The sequence below is a fragment of the Rhodococcus olei genome (genome assembly GCF_039540555.1).
Lineage (GTDB): Bacteria > Actinomycetota > Actinomycetes > Mycobacteriales > Mycobacteriaceae > Rhodococcus_G > Rhodococcus_G olei.
The window spans coordinates 1-16,994 of sequence record NZ_BAABFB010000065.1 but is presented as its reverse complement, the minus strand read 5'-3'; the positions used below and the strand labels follow the sequence as shown (position 1 = coordinate 16,994).

The 16,994-nt window shown below is 64.3% G+C and carries 9 protein-coding genes and 1 pseudogene; 7 read left to right on the top strand and 3 right to left on the bottom strand.

Annotation, left to right across the window (positions count from 1 at the left end):
* Positions 1-66: 66 nt before the first annotated feature.
* Positions 67-297 (top strand): annotated as a pseudogene (locus ABD951_RS20935) (transposase); the annotation flags it as partial.
* Between the two features lie 1,094 nt (positions 298-1,391).
* Here ABD951_RS20935 and ABD951_RS20930 read toward each other — a convergent pair.
* Together ABD951_RS20930 and ABD951_RS20925 are read right to left on the bottom strand one after the other, a co-directional pair.
* On the bottom strand, positions 1,392-1,607 hold the full coding sequence (locus ABD951_RS20930) for a carboxypeptidase regulatory-like domain-containing protein (protein ID WP_345349622.1): 216 nt from the start codon (positions 1,605-1,607) through the stop codon (positions 1,392-1,394).
* Entirely contained in the window at positions 1,550-3,490 is a 1,941-nt protein-coding gene (locus ABD951_RS20925; RefSeq protein ID WP_345349619.1) for an MFS transporter, read from the bottom strand. Before ABD951_RS20925 ends, ABD951_RS20930 begins: the two co-directional genes overlap by 58 nt.
* A 1,194-nt stretch (positions 3,491-4,684) precedes the next feature.
* Between ABD951_RS20925 and ABD951_RS20920 the strand changes: the two genes are divergently transcribed.
* A complete protein-coding gene (locus ABD951_RS20920) occupies positions 4,685-5,146 on the top strand; it encodes a pentapeptide repeat-containing protein (protein WP_345349615.1) in 462 nt (153 codons plus the stop codon).
* 176 nt (positions 5,147-5,322) lie between these two features.
* On the opposite strand, the gene ABD951_RS20915 is transcribed toward ABD951_RS20920, so the two are convergent.
* Positions 5,323-5,421: a hypothetical protein gene (locus tag ABD951_RS20915; RefSeq protein WP_345349612.1), complete on the bottom strand. Its 99-nt coding sequence runs from the start codon at positions 5,419-5,421 to the stop codon at positions 5,323-5,325.
* Between the two features lie 348 nt (positions 5,422-5,769).
* On the opposite strand from ABD951_RS20915, the gene ABD951_RS20910 reads away from it, so the two are divergent.
* From ABD951_RS20910 to ABD951_RS20890, 5 genes are all read left to right on the top strand, one after another.
* Positions 5,770-5,988, top strand: a complete 219-nt coding sequence (locus ABD951_RS20910; RefSeq protein ID WP_345349610.1) for a hypothetical protein — start codon at positions 5,770-5,772, stop codon at positions 5,986-5,988.
* Positions 5,989-11,919: 5,931 nt separating this feature from the next.
* Positions 11,920-12,627, top strand: a complete 708-nt coding sequence (locus ABD951_RS20905) for a nucleotide-binding protein (protein WP_345349607.1) — start codon at positions 11,920-11,922, stop codon at positions 12,625-12,627.
* Complete coding sequence (locus tag ABD951_RS20900; protein WP_345349604.1) at positions 12,627-13,562, top strand: ParB/RepB/Spo0J family partition protein; 936 nt, start codon at positions 12,627-12,629, stop codon at positions 13,560-13,562. The genes ABD951_RS20905 and ABD951_RS20900 overlap by 1 nt, the downstream gene beginning before the upstream one ends.
* A gap of 348 nt (positions 13,563-13,910) precedes the next feature.
* Positions 13,911-15,791: a hypothetical protein gene (locus tag ABD951_RS20895; protein WP_345349601.1), complete on the top strand. Its 1,881-nt coding sequence runs from the start codon at positions 13,911-13,913 to the stop codon at positions 15,789-15,791.
* The gene (locus tag ABD951_RS20890; protein ID WP_345349598.1) at positions 15,792-16,586 is read left to right on the top strand and encodes a hypothetical protein; all 795 of its coding nucleotides are present in this window, start codon (positions 15,792-15,794) and stop codon (positions 16,584-16,586) included.
* The last annotated feature ends 408 nt before the right edge of the window (positions 16,587-16,994 follow it).

Genomic DNA, 16,994 nt, shown 5'->3' with positions numbered 1-16,994 from the left:
CACCCGACTCGACCGCTGACCCGACGAGCACGCAGGGGTTGACCCGGACCCGAGGGCCGGATAAAGGAGCGACTGAACAAGGAAATCCGACGTCGGACCGACGTTGTGGGGATCTTCCCCGACCGCACCGCCCTGATCCGGCTCGTCGGAGCCGTCCTGGCCGAGCAGCACGACGAATGGATCGAAGCCCGCCGCTACCTCGGCCTCGACGTTCTCGCCCGCTCCCGCGGCGGCCAGGCACCCGACACCGTTACCGAACCCACCCAGGAGGCGACACCCGCGGCTCTGACCGCATAACCATCAGACGAGGAAGCACGCGACGGCGTACACCACCTCACGGGACTTGACCGGACAGCGGGCGCGGCGGGCCCTCTGTCCGAGGATTACCAGGGTGTTTTCCAGGTGGTAATGACCCGGAATCCGGCCCGCGCCTGACCCCCAGCTCGTCCACCGTCGGACCAGCGGCGGCGCTACCGTGCGCCGGACGATGGCTGCGCCGGCGTGCCGGCACATCGCATCGCTTGATTGTGACGCCACCGTGGCGGTCTACAGGGGGACACCACGACGGATTGTTCGTAACCGTCACCTTCTCAACACATTCTGTTCGATGGGCGTTATCCGATGGGGGTCAGTCTGTCCCGGGATCGAAACACAGATCCTGGTTCGAGCCACCCTCCCGACAGTTCCGCGCGGTTGCGCCCCGTTGTGCGATTGCCCGATTGACCATCGGGAGCAGTCAACCACGGGAGCAGCAACTTCCACCCCCGGGCCGAGGATCGGATCGTTCACCGGGGCAGGAGGGCTCCGAACATTTTCTGGAGTTGTCATGGTCCCCATTTCTGTGGTGTCGGGTACATCGGTCCGTCACCGCGGCGCGCGCATGATCTGCGCGGTCAAGGCGAGACGAGCTGTGCGGCGACTGTTCTGCGGCTACTGCGGCCGGGAACTGCTCAGTTCGGGGTTCGAACGGAATTTCTACTGTTGCGACGGATGTGCCGAGAACGACTGGGCGCGCGTAAGTGCCACGTTGTTGCTCCTTTTGCTCTTCTAGCCGGTTCGCTGCACAAGCCATCGCCCGGATGTCGGCCCCCCGTCATGGCGTTCGCGATGGCGGTGAGCCAGCTGGTGGCCGCGAACCTCGCCTTGCACGCGTTCGCGCGGTGGACGTTCTTCGGCAAGCAGGTGTTGTTATTTCGGCGGGTAATCGATCATCTGTTCGACCGCCCTCGCCTTCTCCGGGGTGATCTCATCGGCTGTCTGCCGACGCGCCCGCACGCACGTGCCGCCTTACCGGGCATCTTTTCGCCTACCGACTCGAGTACGGCATCATCTCCGGAATTCCCCCACCGGTTCTTTGTCCGATTGGGCCACGACGTGTCCGACGGTGTCGGTCACGACGATGGTCGCGTCGACCGGCCGGGGTTCGACCGGGTGTCCACCGTGCCGGACAGTACGGCGTCCCCGACCAGAGCGAAGTTGCATGTCGCCGGGGCCCGGTCGCTGACGGTCACCGCCGGTGCCTGCGGATCGAATCCGGCCGCGGTCACGATCAGTGTGTAGGTACCCGGGCGGAGTCCGGTGAGGGCGTGGCGTCCGTCCCGGCGCACCCGCACGCCCTCGACCTGTCAACCGGCCGGGCCGGCCACGAGCCGTCGCCGGCTCCGACCAGTTCGGTCGGGCCGATGCCGGCTTCGCCGGCGACGCTCGCCAGTTCGGCACCCACGGACTCGTGCGGCTGCTGCGCGGTGGCCTTCGACGCGGGACCGGTCAGCAGGGAGGCGATGCCGCCGATCACGCACGCGATGATCGCGAACGTGAAGGCCACCGCCAGGCCGTCGGCGAACGGGCCGGAGATCAGTTGCGGGAAGAAGTCCAGTCCGGTGAGATGCGCCTGCTGCTGCGCGGTGAGCGAGGACAGGTGCGACCCGAGCAGTTCCCGGATCGGGTTAACGCCGAGGAACGCGGCGAACAGGACCGCGACCGCGGGCAGGTGGCCGATCTGGGTGGCCTGCGCGGCGGGGACACCGTTAGCCATCAGTCCGTCGGTCATCGCCGACGGCAGGTGGGTGCTCAGGCCGGCGATCATGAGGCTGAAGAAGAGCCCGATGGACAGCACCATCGCCGCGTTCTGGAACGTGGTCATCATCCCGGCGCCGGAACCACGTGCATTGGCGGGCAGGCTGTTCATCACCTCGGCCCGGTTGGGCGCGGAGAACATGCCCATTCCGATGCCGTTGAACAGCAACACCCCCGCGAAGGCCCAGTAGGCGAAGTCGACGGGTAGCGCGATCAGGGCGGCGAACGTGGCGGCGGTGAGGAACATGCCGGTGCTGGTGAACCACTTGGCGCCGAAGCGGTCGGAGATGACGCCGGAGACCGGTGCCGACAGCAGGAACCCGATGGTCATCGGCAGCATGTAGATGCCCGCCCACAGCGGGGTGCGGCTGTAGTCGTAGCCGTGCTGGGGGAGCCAGATCCCCTGCAGCCAGATGAGGAGGATGAACTGGAGTCCGCCGCGTCCGAGGGAGGCGACGAGGTTGGCGATGTTGCCCCAGGTGAACGAGGTGATCTGGAACAGGTGCAGGTTGAACAGCGGGCTGTCGATCTTCGTCTCGATGACGCAGAAGACGGCGAGGACGGCGAGTCCGCCGATGAGGCAGGAGAGGACCAGCGGGCTGGACCAGCCCATCGACGAGGTGCCGTAGGGCTGGATGCCGTAGGTGATGCCGACGAGGACGGCGATGAGGCCGACGGCGAAGGTGATGTTGCCCCACCAGTCGATCTCGGCGTGCTGGCGGACGCCGGTGTCGTGGAGTTTGAGGTACGCCCAGATGGTGCCGATCACGCCGAACGGGACGGAGACGAGGAAGATCAGGTTCCAGTGGACGGGGGCGAGGATGCCGCCGATGAGCAGTCCGAGGAACGATCCGGCGATGGCCGCGACGCCGTTGATGCCGAGGGCGAGGCCGCGCTGGTCGGCCGGGAAGGCGTCGGTGAGGATCGCCGACGAGTTGGCCATGAGGAAGGCGCCGCCGACACCCTGGACGATGCGCCAGCCGATCATCCAGAGGGCGGCCTCGGACCCGTCGAACCAGGTGATGGACAACAGGATCGACGCGATCGTGAACACAGCGAACCCCATGTTGTACATGCGGGCGCGGCCGTACATGTCGCCGAGCCGACCGAAGCTGACCACCAGGACGGCGGTGACGACGAGGAAACCCATCATCATCCACAGCAGGTAGCTGGTGTTGCCGGCCTCGAGCGGATTGAGCCCGATGCCCTTGAAGATGTCGGGCAGTGCGATGAGCACGATCGAGGAGTTGATGGTGGCCACGAGCATGCCGAGTGTGGTGTTCGACAGCGCGATCCACTTGTAGTGGGGACCGAGGTCCCGGCCGGTGCGGTGCCGGCGCCCGCCCGTGCCGTCGGCGGCCGTGCCGTCGGCGGCCGTGTCACGGCCGACCGAGCCCGGTCCTGCCTCCGACACGGCAGATTCCTGTCCTCGCGAGACCAACAGACTTCCTCTCGTTTTCAGAATGTGAATCGGCGCGAAACACGGCGTGGATACCGCATCACCGACCCTCGACCAAGCCCAGGCATCCGACTGCCGGTTCGACCGGTCTGCTCACGGAATTTCTCGAGTCGGGCCATCAGGGCGTTCTCGGGTTCCGGTTCGGCGACCGTGCTGCTCGGGGCCCAGGAAGCCGAACACGTACGGATCGCGCGCGCATGCCCGGAGTGCAGGACCGGGCACCGGCAATCGCCGATTCTCGATCCGAATCCTGCCCACGGCCTTCTCCCGATGAAATATCGCTACCCGATCCCGTCTGGACGGGAATTTTGGTTACACAGGAAGTTAGCCAGGCTCAGGTTAATGACAACCGAACGATGCTCCAATCATCGGCGATGGCTGGCGCAACGGTTGCCCCACGCCGGTGGTCCCGGTCCCGGACGGCGCAGAGCATCTCCACGGCACCCCCCCAGGACGTTCGCGGGTACACGTGGCACTGTCACAACCTCGAACACCAGGACCACGACATGATGCAGCAGATCCGGGTGCGCGGGTAGGCGCCCGCTCGCTCGCGAGCTCGCGTTGTGGTGCGCGCTCGGGTGTTCGTTTTACGTTGGACGGGTGCGGATCCGGGTACCCGGGCTGCTTCCCCAACCGAGGGCCGGAGTCGGGAGACAGGCTCTGTTCGTCGCGAATGAGGGGTGCGGGTGAGCGCGGCAACGCCGCGGCGGCCGCGGCTCGCGGGCGACCGCATGAGAATGCAGCCTCCTCGCCGAGCGCGGGCGTGGGCAGTGTGCACACGCGCGATGACATCTCCGGTGTTCTGGCAGGCGGTGGTCGGGCTCACGACCGCGGTCGCGGCGATCACGGCGGTCGTCATCTCGTCGCGAAAGCTCTCCGCCAGCGTCGACCATTTCGAGCTTCAGCAGGTGCAGCAACAGCAGCAACAGGCGAGCGACCGGTTCGCCAGGGCACTGGATCAACTCAACTCCGACAGGATCGAGACGCGGATCGGCGCAATCTACTCACTCGAGCAGGTGGCGCGCGACTACCCGGCGCAACACCCGGCGGCGTTCGAAGTGATCACCGCGTACGTCCGCACCCACGCCCCTGCGTCGGTGGCGTGCGCCGGGTCGACTCCCCCGCGCCTCCGCCGACGCCCATGCCGCGGTGACGGTGATCGGCCGACGCGACACCGGCCGCGACGGACCGACCCGCCTCGACCTCTCGCACTCGTGCCTGGCCAGCGCGGGCCTGACGGATGCACACCTGTCTCATGCGGACCTGGCGGGCACGGACCTGTCCCGGGCGGACCTGCTCGCCGCGGACCTGGCCGGCGCCGATCTGCGCTGCGCGACGCTGGCCGGGGCGGACCTGCGCGGCACCGATCTGACCAACACGATCCTGTACGACGTCGTCCTGACCGGCGCGGACCTGTCCGGGACCCACCTTCTCGGCGCATCGCTGACCGGCGCGGACCTGCGCGGCACGGACCTGTCCGGCGTGGCCACCCTGGTCGGGGCGAACCTGACCGGCGTCGTCCACGACGAGACCACGATCTGGCCGGACGGGGTCACCCCGCCGCCGGCCCCGCCCAGCGATTTCCCGTCGCGGCCTCGGCCGTGTGCCTGAGCACGCGATCCGGTAGGCGAGAACCCTTCTCCAACAGAGGAGACGGTAGAGTCACGCTTATCGGCATTGTGAATCGATTGTGTGACAGCAACTTTCGTGCGGTCTTCGTGGTCAGTGTCATTGGTGTTCGACGACCCAGGCCCCGATCTGTGCCCGGGAGGTGAAGCCGAGCTAGGTCAAGATGTGCTCCGCATGTCCGTCGACGATGCGTGGGGAGATGACCGGCGGGCGGCGATCGCCTGGTTGGTCAGGCCTTCGGCGACGAGGTCGGCCACCTGTCGCTCCCGTTTGGTCAGCGCCGTCGACGGGCCCGTCGTGGGCGGCGCAGGCTCAGGTTCCTCACCGAGGGCGTAGGCGATGGCAACGTCGAGGTCGAGCGAGTGGCCTTCGCGGTGTGCGGTCTCGAATGCCCGCGGACCGAGGGGCCCGGCGGGTGTTCTGTTCGTATTCGTCGTGATGGACGAGCAGACTCGGGAACACCACGGCGGAGGCGCCGGTCACCAGGCCCAGGGCCTGCGCCGCCCCCATCAGAACAGCCGCACGCCGGGCGCTGCCCTCGGCGGCCACGATCCAGGCCAGTGCCTCGAGGCACGTCGCCGCCAGCAAGGGCAAGGATCGTCGTGGTGGCCGAGATCGAGATCGCCATCGCCTCCACTCACGGTGAAGCACTCGCATGGTCGGCGGCCCCCCACACGGTGACCGATGCGTATGGCCATCTGACCGGGCGGCGATTCAATGGAGCCGAAGCGGTCATCGGCGCCTGCGCAGCTGTCCACCTGTCATGCAGTGCACAGTGGGCGGTCACGTTCGCAACCGATCTTTGGCTGCATGGGACGCACTGATCGATCCGCAGATGAGGAGAATCGCGTGACCCAGCTGGCATCGGATGGTGACCGGTCATCAGTGGGCGCTGTTGCCTGCGGGTGGGGTTGTGCGCGCAGGCCTTGCCCGGGGTATGGCGACTCCGGCGATGATGGATCTGTCCGATCTCGTGGAGACCTACGGCCCGGTGGTCCTCCCCCACTCCTTCCCAGTCGGTCGGCTAAGCGGCGTCCGTCGACTCGGCCGACCTAGTCGCAAGTGATCCGGCAACCGCTTCGATCAACCAGGTCGGCCGAGTCGGGGCTTGCGCGCTCTCGGTTGTCGAGCAAGGACGATGGTCACTCTCGTGACGGCCTGCCAGTAACCTCGCCAGGTCGCGAGGAGATCACGGCGGAAAGTGGTCGCCGCGCCACCCACTCGCCCTCTGGATTCCGCTCCGGCGTGCCCATCGGCAGTGCCTATACCAGCCGGCCGGCACCCGGCTTCGGTTTCGGTTCTCACGTCCGCCGTGAATTTCTCTGCGCGCGAGGTTCGCGAGAAATATCCGGCTGAATTTCCGCGGGCGGGTCGCTGCGCAATTCCTTGATCACATGTGGTGAGATATGAGCGGCTGTATCCAACCTGAATAGGAGGCAAAAAGTTACCAACCAGTAACAAGTACAGAACTTCATAGCAGCACAACCCAAGACAAAACCCCCTTTCGGGGGCCTTGTCACTCGACCCGTACCACCGCGTCGAGTTGCAGCTCTGCCGAGCTTGTTCAGTTCTCTGTCCGAAATCGGCTCTCTTTGGGCGAGGTCGAAGTTGCAGCTTCGACCTCGGGTGTTGCACCAACCTTGGGCTTTCCTGCCGGTGGGCCCATTTCCCTGAAGGGACTACCTTGAACGGTACGTCTCAGGGTACCTCATACCCTGACGAAGCAACAACATATCCGCACATCTCTCTCGGCGCATCTCACCCATCGCGCACACCCACGACCACCCCCAGCTATTCACAAACGGTTGACGACGATTTCTCGGTAGCCCTCAAAATGGCAGCCTCGAATATCGCCCGAATCGAAGAAATCAATACCGAGAGCGACCAAAAAGGGCGAACCTGGTCAATTCCCGTCGCTCCCGAAGATCAATCGAGAACGCCCATCTGGTCGGGGCGAGAGAAATGGCAACGACAGGTGCGGGAGATTCTTAATTCAGAAAGCGGCATACAACAGTGCAAGGAGAACAGCGTCGACCCTGAGCGCGTTTACGCTGTCGCTGTAACGATGGCGGGCGTCGCGGATCACCGCACCGGGCGCCGCGTCACGGCCTCGAGGGAACGTCTTGCCGACAAGGCCGGCGTTTCGGTCACCGTCCTCAAACGCGCCCGCCGGGTCCTGTCCGCACTTGGGTTGGCAAGAGAGATGGTTCGGGGACGACTTCTTCGTACCATCGAGCGGTGGGCCGCCGAAGCGCACCATGGGCGCAATCAGGTCAAGGCGACCAGTGTGTGGGCGCTCCTGTCCCTCAGAGCCACGGTCGTTCGCTACGGCTCTGCCGGGGTCGTAGCCGCATCCGCCAACGGCGATCCGGCTGATGCGAGTTATCCACAATCGGGCGTCCGTGGCCCCCAATCTCTTGGTACTACTCTTAGTTCTTCTTCTTCCGTTAGGAAGAAGTACACAACGCGCGCGAACGCGCGCGAGGCACGATCTACCAACCCATGCGCACGGGAGCCCCGGCCAATCGCGCTTCAAATCGCCGCTGCTGCCCTAATCCGCCACGCTCCAGCTTTGAACCCTCCCGGGCACCTCGGGCGCGTCTGCGACGCACTCAGGGCGCATTCCGTCGATCCGATCCGGTGGTCCGGACGCGATATCGCACGAACCTTGAGCGAGGACACTAAGAGACGAGGCTGGGTTTGGCCGAACACTGGGAATCTCAAGGATCCGATCGCGTATCTGCGTTGGCGCCTGGCCCAGATTGACTGGTCTGTCCCCTCCCCCACCGAGATCGCAATCGCCGCCAAGAACACCCGTAACGCTCAGCGCAGAGCAACTGAGCGTGAAACGGTGGACCGTAACGGCAACGCCGCTTCACGAAGCACTCGAGAATCAGCTATGGCCAGAATTCGTGCCACACTCAATCGAGCAAGCCGGTGACACCCTCGCTCGATTGAGTGGTTTACCGCGGTAAACCACAACCTGGGGAGGATTGCGCGCCCCCCGGTCCGCGTTCTCACTGCGAGATTGAACTCGAAGGGCCGCGGTTTACCGCGGTAAACCGCTATACGAACGTTGATTAACCTCCGTCAGATTGGGATTGTCGCGAGTGGAGCAACTCGACATGAGTCTGTTTACCGCGGTAAACCCTTGAGCGAGGCTAACATGGATGGCATCCCGTGGCCGTCCGCGCATGATGTAATCAAACCCCTCCCCTCCCCCACCGCCTTCGCCATTGCGCTGTGGTTTACCGTCGAAACCACAGGCCTCCCCCGTTTCCCGGGATTGCGTCAGAAGGTCCAAGCGTGCACGCCGTTTACCGCGGTAAACAGCGTGCTTCTCTGTCGGATCTAGAGAGATTAGTGTGGCTGTGCTGGGCGGCAGTCCAGAGCGCCGTATGTGGTGCCGGGTTACTCTGCGCTGGCTGGTTTACCGCGGTAAACCAGCCACTCGTTGGGCCGCGCTATCCAGGCTTCCTCGGTCACACCCCTACCCAGATCTTCCATCCACGATGGGGCTCTCGCCACGATGTGACATCCTCTCCCCCTCTCGCCTCCCCCTTGGTTTACCGCGGTAAACGAAGTTGGATCGTGCATGGACGTTGACGAACTCCTTGTATCACACCCGCTCGGGTGCCCGGCAGGTCGGATACACGCCCTTTCGTACAGCCGCGCCGCCCGGGTCGCGGTCCCGAGACTTTTGCTGATTTGTGGGTTGAGTTGTAGGTGCGCGTTTGCGCCGAGCAGCTCCCATGACCGCTGATTCGAAGCGAGGGTTGATTGAACTGACGATCTGGCCGCGGTGATGCTTGCGGTAACTGAAGGTGTCTGTCGGGCCGCGATGTTTACCGCGGTAAACATCGCGGCCCGAGTTCGGCTCTAGCCGCGTTCGACATCGATCAATCAAGCCGAGGACCGCAACACCTCTTCTATCCGTGGCCTCTACTGCGCATGAGTGCGGTTGCTCTTCTGTCGCAAGAACTCGCGCTGAAGGCGACTGTCGATCGTCTGTTGGTGGATTGGCCGTTTACCGCGGTAAACCGGTCAGCACTGGACTCGTCGGAGGTATGGCGGGTCTACGCTTCGCCCATGAGGTTGATCGGGTCGGTTTACCGCGGTAAACCGACGAGCGTCCCGAGTATCCGCCATACCGCTCGTTGGCCGGCCGCAGCATCGAAGTCGCACGTCGAAGAGTCCACGTCGGAAGCGGAAGCCCAGCCTGTTCATCGCGGGTATCGCGGTACTCCAGGGTGACGTAGCCGAAGATGACTCGGCAGCATGATGAATTGCTGGGAACCAAGTCCGCCTCCGGTTTACCGCGGTAAACCGCAGAGAGCGCCATGTGAGGTGGAGGGTGCGCGGAAGTTGGGTTCAACTGTCCACGAATGGTTTACCGCGGTAAACCGGCGTTCAAAACCGACTCGGGCCTTGCGATGAGAGCGCACTGGATCAAGCGGAAGCGGAAGACGGATCGGCGTTGCGGTCGGATCTGATGTGGTTTACCGCGGTAAACCGTCGAAATGATGGCGTTGAGAGGCTAGCTGGACGCGGTTCACGTGGTGGAGCGGGCGTCCGGGTGGGGTGCTACGAAGCAGGACCAGAGTCATTGCACGCTTAGTGGTTTACCGCGGTAAACACTGAACTTTAAGCGACTCAATGCAAGGTCAGAGCAGAGCAGTCCGCACTGGCGGATCGGGGCACCGGCGAGGTAAGGAGCTTGGTGCATGACGCCGCAGTCCGGTTTACCGCGGTAAACCGGACTGCTTGTGATCGGGAAGCCGGCTCGTCTCGCTCCGGGTATCAATCTGCGCTTCCAGATAGATGAGTAATGTACCTAGCTCCGGCCGTTCGATATGACATATGCGGTGAGCCGAGGCGGCGCCGGGAAGGCGCTCCTGAGCCGGTTTACCGCGGTAAACCAGGCTGAGCAGATCAGGTAAACCAGGCTGAGCAGATCAGGTAAACCAGGCTGAGCAGATCAGGTAAACCAGGCTGAGCAGATCAGGTCGACCGGGCTGGAGCAGAGTATGTCAGATCATCAGACTGCAGGATTCCGGCACGATCGCCGTTCGAGGGGCGCGAGCATAGACAGTGGTTCACCGCGGTAAACCGGAAGGGGAGTGTTGGCTCAGCATCAGTCGTGCTGCCGTCGGCGAAGGTCTTGAGTTGGGTGTTCACGCGAAGCGCGCCAGAGGTGGAAATGGCCAGTCGAGGAATGTAGCCGTCCTGCATCGCCGCTGGCGTCCGCTCTTACGAGCGTCTCTGTGCCTGTGGTTGGTTTACCGCGGTAAACCAACCACTCGGCTCGTGGCGAGCTGCCGAGCGATCAACGTAGAGAGCGGGTGGGCGGCAGTCGAGAGTGGGGGAGTGGGGGAGTGGGGAAGTGGGGGAACGGGGGCTTGGCGACAGAGATCTGTGGCGGCATTCATGGATGTCGCCTGTGGTTGGTGTTTGCGGTTTACCGCGGTAAACCGGAAGGTGCTGGGACCGCCCCGGGACCTTTTGTCGCCCGGTCAGATTCAGGTTCGTCGCACAGTAGATCGGCGGAGGGAAGAGCTGTCGGCCTGGGCCTCGTGGGGTGCGAGGGTGACCTTCCGGCTTGTGTGGCCTTGGTAGTTTACCGCGGTAAACATGAGACCAGGCCCCGTGATGGTTGCCGGGACTTCGACTCTGGCCGCATGTTCGGTTCCGCTGAGGCGCCGGGTTCTGGACGGCTGATGGGTGCACTGCTCACTGCGGATAGTGATAAGGCTGTCGGAGCATGCGTGTGCGCGTTGGTTTACCGCGGTAAACCAATTCTGCGGCTGAGGTTGGTCGACTCGAGTATCTCGTACTGAGTGAAGTGTGGGGGAGGGGTGATGTGGACTGTCGCAGCTTCTGGATTGCGATCGGTTGTCAGGAAGTCATTAGAGGCGTGGTGACGTGGGCTTTCAGTCGAATGGGATTCCGCGTGTTCCGTCCAATCCGCCGACGGACACCCGTGCCCATTTCTCTGTCTATCAGATCATTTCGAACTCAACGAGAAGTGGCTGATTCAGCCCAGATATGTGAATGGGGGGAAGAGTGCTGTTCGGATCTCGAGCCCTTCTCGGTCGGATGACCGCGATCTCTTTGGTTGACTCGCCGGGCAGGCAGCGCTGGGAAGCGTGCCGTGTGGGAAACCGGTCTACGTCTTGCGGCAATAAGTGTCACAGTGACGAAATGACCCTTAGTGATTGATCCTGTAGGTGACGAAGTGAGTCGGTCGGGATGGAAAGTCTCAACCATTGGTTGACATATCACAGTCCTTTGGCTTCATCTCAATGCGACACGCCGAACTGTGACCTAAAAATTTGGGGTCCTGTTCCGCGTTCGGGGCGGCCGTGGGGGAGCGGCGTCACGTGTCGGGCAACTCTCCGGAATCGCGTCCACGGTCGGCGTTCAAGCGACCCGGAGTACCTGCCAGGCCGGTGAATGTACCGGCACATCTGGTTGCAGCAGAACATATTTCGGCAACGAGACCAAGCGCATTCAACTTGTCGACCCGCACCGGTCAACAACCCGATGTAGAGCACGGCAGCCCATCGGCAGCAACCTTTGAGTGACACCTCCGTGAGTTGCGCAGCCGCCGTCGCCTATCGTCGCCGCTAACTGCTCTAGGAAACTCGGCCTCAAACCGATTACGATGATGTACGCGCTGATCACCACCCGATTGCATCGCGGCGGTGGGAGTCCGAAGTAGTCCCGACAGGGGCGAAGTATACGGAGGTTAATCGATGGCTGTGCATGTCATGCTCAACCAGAAGGGTGGAGTCGGCAAATCCACCCTGACAATGAATCTCGCGGCCGTGAAAGCGGACGTACTCACCAGGGATGACGACGACGTCCAATCGCCCGTCGCAGCAATCTCAGTAGACCCCCAAGGCTCAGCCGTGTGGTGGGCATCCCGGGTAGAAGAACTCCCGTTTCTCATCGACCAGGTTCACGACAACCTCGACGTCCTCCGCAACCTCGACAAACTGCCCGGCATCAAGCACGTCTACGTCGACACCCCCGGATGGATCGACCTGTCCGGCAACGACGACGGCACCGACGCCCTCGGCGCCGGCACCTCCGGCGATGCACTGCGCGCAGTCCTCGACGTCGCCGACCTCGTCATCGTCCCGATCGAACCAGAACCGCTCTGCTTCGACCCGACCGCACGCACCATCAAACAGGTCCTCGAACCCCTCAACAAGAAGTTCATCGTCGTCGTCAACAACTGGGACCCCCGCGACGGCAAAACCGACCTCGACCAGACCCGAGAATTCGTGCAGGCCAACGGATGGCCCCTCGCACGCACCGTCATCCGCCACTACAAAGTGCACACCCGCGCCGCAGCCGAAGGCCGAGTCGTCACCGAGTACGAAGCCAACCGTGTCTCACTCCAGGCGCGAGAGGACTTCTACAAGCTCAGCCTCGAGCTCGCGGACGGTGATCGCTGATGGCCCCCAAGGGTGGACGCGCGAACTTCGCATCCCTGGTCGGATCGGTAGGAGACAACTCCCCGGTCGACCGCAAGCACACCGCGAAGCCGACACTCGTCCGCAGCGCACCCGCATCCGATGAGCCGGTCGACGGCCGGTTCCTCCCGGACGTCCCCCTCGCGCAGCTGGTCGCCAACCCGCGCAACCCCCGCGACGACGTCGGTGACCTCTCGGACCTGTCGACCATCACCGAACGCCAGCTCCAGCCCGGCACCGCTGTCAGCCGCACCGCATGGCTCAAGCTGTGGCCGGAAGACGAAGACGACCTCGCCGACGCGAAATACATTGTCGTCAACGGCAACCGACGCCTCGCCGCCGCCGCCAAGTACGGCCGCCCCGGCCTGGACGTCGTCATCCGCGACAGCATCGCCATCAGCAGAGGAGAAGTCCTCTGGGCCGCCACCAGCGAGAACATCGACCGACGCGACTTCGACGTCATCGAGGAAGCCAAAGCCGTCGAGCTGATGGTCGGCGAGTTCGGCAGCGCCGACGCCGCGGCCACCAAACTGGGTCGGTCCAAGGGCTGGGTGTCCCAGCGTCGGTCACTGCTCAAACTCGCCCCCCAGTTGCAGGCCGCGTTGCGTGCGGGAGACCTCGCAATCCGGCACGCGCGCTCGCTGGCGAAGGTTCCGCTCGAGGAACAGGTCGCAGCATGGCAGGCGTCGCAGGACCCCGACGCGAACAACAGCGAAACGCAGCCCGACCCGACACCGCCCGAGCCCAAGGAACCGAAAGAGCCGCAGGAACCGGCCGCGGAGATCGAGCCGGCGGACAAGGTGGTTCAGGCTCTCCGCAAGCTCAGCGTCGACCCTGCCGTGCTCGCGGCGGCAGTGCGCAAGCATTTCAACGACGACGAGCAACGGTCCCTCGTCGACGCCCTCGATCTCCACTAGGGACGCGTCTGGCGTTGTCCGATGTGCCGCAGCCAGCCACAGGGTTCGGCGGTGGCTGGCTGCGGCACATCGTTTTGTCATCTCGCGCACCCGGTCACGGCGCGTCACTCGGCCGCCGTCGCAGTTTCAGGCCAAGGCTGTACCGCAGTCATCGACCGCCCGCGGACTCGTCCAACAGACACCACCTATGGACCAGGCGAAAGGACACCCATCAGTGACTGTCCTGAACATCCATTACCGGCCAGTTGGCGCTCCCGTGCAGGCTAATCTCCCGACCACGACTGAAGTCTGTCGAGCAGCCACAACGTGCCCCAGTCCCACAGTGACTCGTGAGCAGTTGGTACCCCGATGAGCACGAGCGGCGAGCAGTTCGCACTCTTCGATGTCGACCCCGTCACTGGCGGCGATCCCGAGCCGCAATCACCCGATACACCCCACAACGACACCGTCGATTCCCCGACCACAACAACAGACACCGACGCTGCAGAGAGCCACGAGCCGACGGCTGCACCAACACCCGAGCCAACCGACAGCAGCCCACACACGTCCGACAACGACGTCGCAGTGGGGGAGGAGCCCACACCACTCGACGAAGCCGAGGCGAAGCCGTGGGAATCGCTCCCAACTGGATCCGCCGCGGATGGCCACGCCGTCATCGTCACCGCGGTCGGCGCCTACACCCCCTCCGGGCAGAAGCTCACCGGACCGGTCGACTCGATCGAGAAGCTCGACAAACTGATCCAGTGGGCCGCGTTGCAGCCGCTCGGTGTCCCTGCTCAGGTGTGGCTCGTCGGCACCAACGCCTGCGAGCTCCTCGGCTGGACAATCGACCCGGGCAGCGAGGACGACTTCGACGACCTCGACAAGCTTCGCCAGCGGGCCGCCGAGGAACTGTGCCAGGTCATCACCGCCACCCTCCCGGCCCTGACCGGCGGAGGGTGGGAGCTGCGCGGGGACCCAGGACACGTAGTGCACCTGTCCCGGGCGATCGGCAAAGCGACACAAATGGTGGACGTCATCCTCGAGCCCTACGTCTGGACCTACTGGAACAAGGACTTCGGCTGGCGCAACCGCATCGGTGACATGGGCATCCTCGGCAACCCGACAGCCGGAACCTACATACCCGACCAGGACCTCCCCGGAGCGCGCGAACTCGGCCGCCGCCTGGCCTGGAGCGCCGAACACCTCGGAGTCCTCCCCGGACCTACCCCAGCACGGACCGGAGCCGCGGTCCTCGACAAAATCCGCCGCGAACGCACCCGCACCAAGAAGGGCATCGTCGTCACCACCGCCGGACCGATCCCACCGATCGACGGCGCACCGCGCGGCGACTTCGAACCGGCCGCCGGCTGGATCCGCGACCACCTCGACTCGGACGATCTCGAGGATGTCACCCAGTTGGTCACGATCGACCAGCGTGCCGCTTACCTCGCCTCGGCCGGAATGCTCGAATTCGGCTACGGCAAACCCCGACAGCTCCTCGGCGATGACGCCGCGGACGCCGCCCATGCTGACAAGCCCCCGTTCGCGATATGGAGGGTCACCCTCCCCGCCGCCGACCAATACGCCCTCCCTGAAAAGCTGCCGCTGCCGCACCCCGCCATGCGCGGCGACCAACCCGTCACCACCTGGATCACCACCATCAGCCTCGAAGGGCTGTGCGCCCCGATCGCCGACGGCGGCATGGGACTCGACGTCGACGACCTCGCCATCACCGAAGCATGGGCATACCCCGAACGTGGACGCGCACTCGACAAATGGGCCAAGGTGCTGCGCGAAGCCCGCGCAGTCACCACCTCGACCGGCGATACCGCGATGAAGCGATTCATTGGCGCCTGCTACAAGGGCTACGTCGGACGAATGGTCAACCCGGACATGTGGACCGCCACCCGCATGCAACACCACCACCAACCGATCTGGCGGGCCGCGATCATGGCGCACTGCCGGTGGCGGGGCCGCCGCGTCGCCATGCGCATCGCCCGCGAGACCGGACGCTGGCCGATCCGCACGATGACCGACTCCTGGGTGTACCTGCTCGGTGCCGGCCAGGACATCGCCGACGACAGTGAGGCACTGGGCAAGATGGTGCTGGAGAATCAAGTCGAGTTGACGGACGAGATGCTGCTGGCCTTCGCTGCCGCAGAAACCGGACACGATCTTCGTCTCGCGATCGCCGCCGCCTACGCCACCGAATCCGACGATGATCAAGATGTGGGGGAGGGGGACTAGATGGCACTGCACCTACCCAAACCACGGTCGAAAACCATGCCGCAGAAGACCACCGGACTCGACGGCATGAAAGTCACCGTCGCCGCAGCAGCGGTCGACGGCGTCGCCAAGTCCCAGGAAACCAGCCGTGGCCTCGCCGGCCTCACCGCCAGGGTCTCGGTGCGACAGGTCCGCAGTCAGATCGGCAACGCCGGCCTTCGCCAGGCCGCGATCGACGCCGGCCGCACACCACCGTCGGACCGCACGCTACGCCGCTGGGCACAACAAAACCGGATCCCCAACCCCGACATCGCCGAACTCGCGCAACGTCGCGCCGCCATCGACCGCCTCGGCGGCATCAACGCCGTCGCCCAGCAGATCGGCCGAACACCGTCCTCGGTCCGCAAATACCAATCCGGACAGACGAACGACCTCCGCAACGACGCCAAGAGCAAACTCAAGGCCGCCAAAGCCACAGACATCATGCGCAAGGCAGGCGTCCTACGCCCCGACGGCACACCCAAACGCGCCACCATCCGCGTCACCGGACGCGTCCACGTCCGCAACGGCGACGAAACAGGTTACGACTACCGCACCCGCACACTCGACTTCGCCAACTCCGACACCCCGTTCAGCGTCGAAGAATCACGAGAACTCGCCACCGCACTCGCCAACGACGACCAGGCCCGCGTCGTGGCAATCCTCGAACGCCACGCCACCATCGACTACCCCGAGAACAAGGGCTTCGACCGCTACACCGACCAGTTCGGCTTCCACTTCGATGCCATCGACAACATCCACATCGATTGGAACTGAGGCGAATCCCGCGACGACGCGCATACCCGTGGGGATGGACCTCCCTCACATGACGGCGACCTCAGATGAAGCCTCCTGACGATAATGACGGTCGAACTGGCTGGCACAGACGAGTCGGGACGAGTTATTCCGGATACTGTGGTGACATCCGTCGCAGGGTTGCCGGCACTGAACCATTGGCAAATCGCTGGCGCCGTATCCGATGGCCGTCACCGACGCCGGCACAGCATGGGACTGCTGCACGGATAGGTGACATCTGATCTGTGGTGCCTGGAGGCACTGCTGGAAGGATGTGCCCTGTGCCGAAGCCGTATCCCAAGGAGTTCCGTGACGACGTCGTCCGCGTGGCTCGCAACCGCGAGCCGGGCCAGCAGCTGAAGCAGATCGCCGCTGACTTCTTCGATCAGC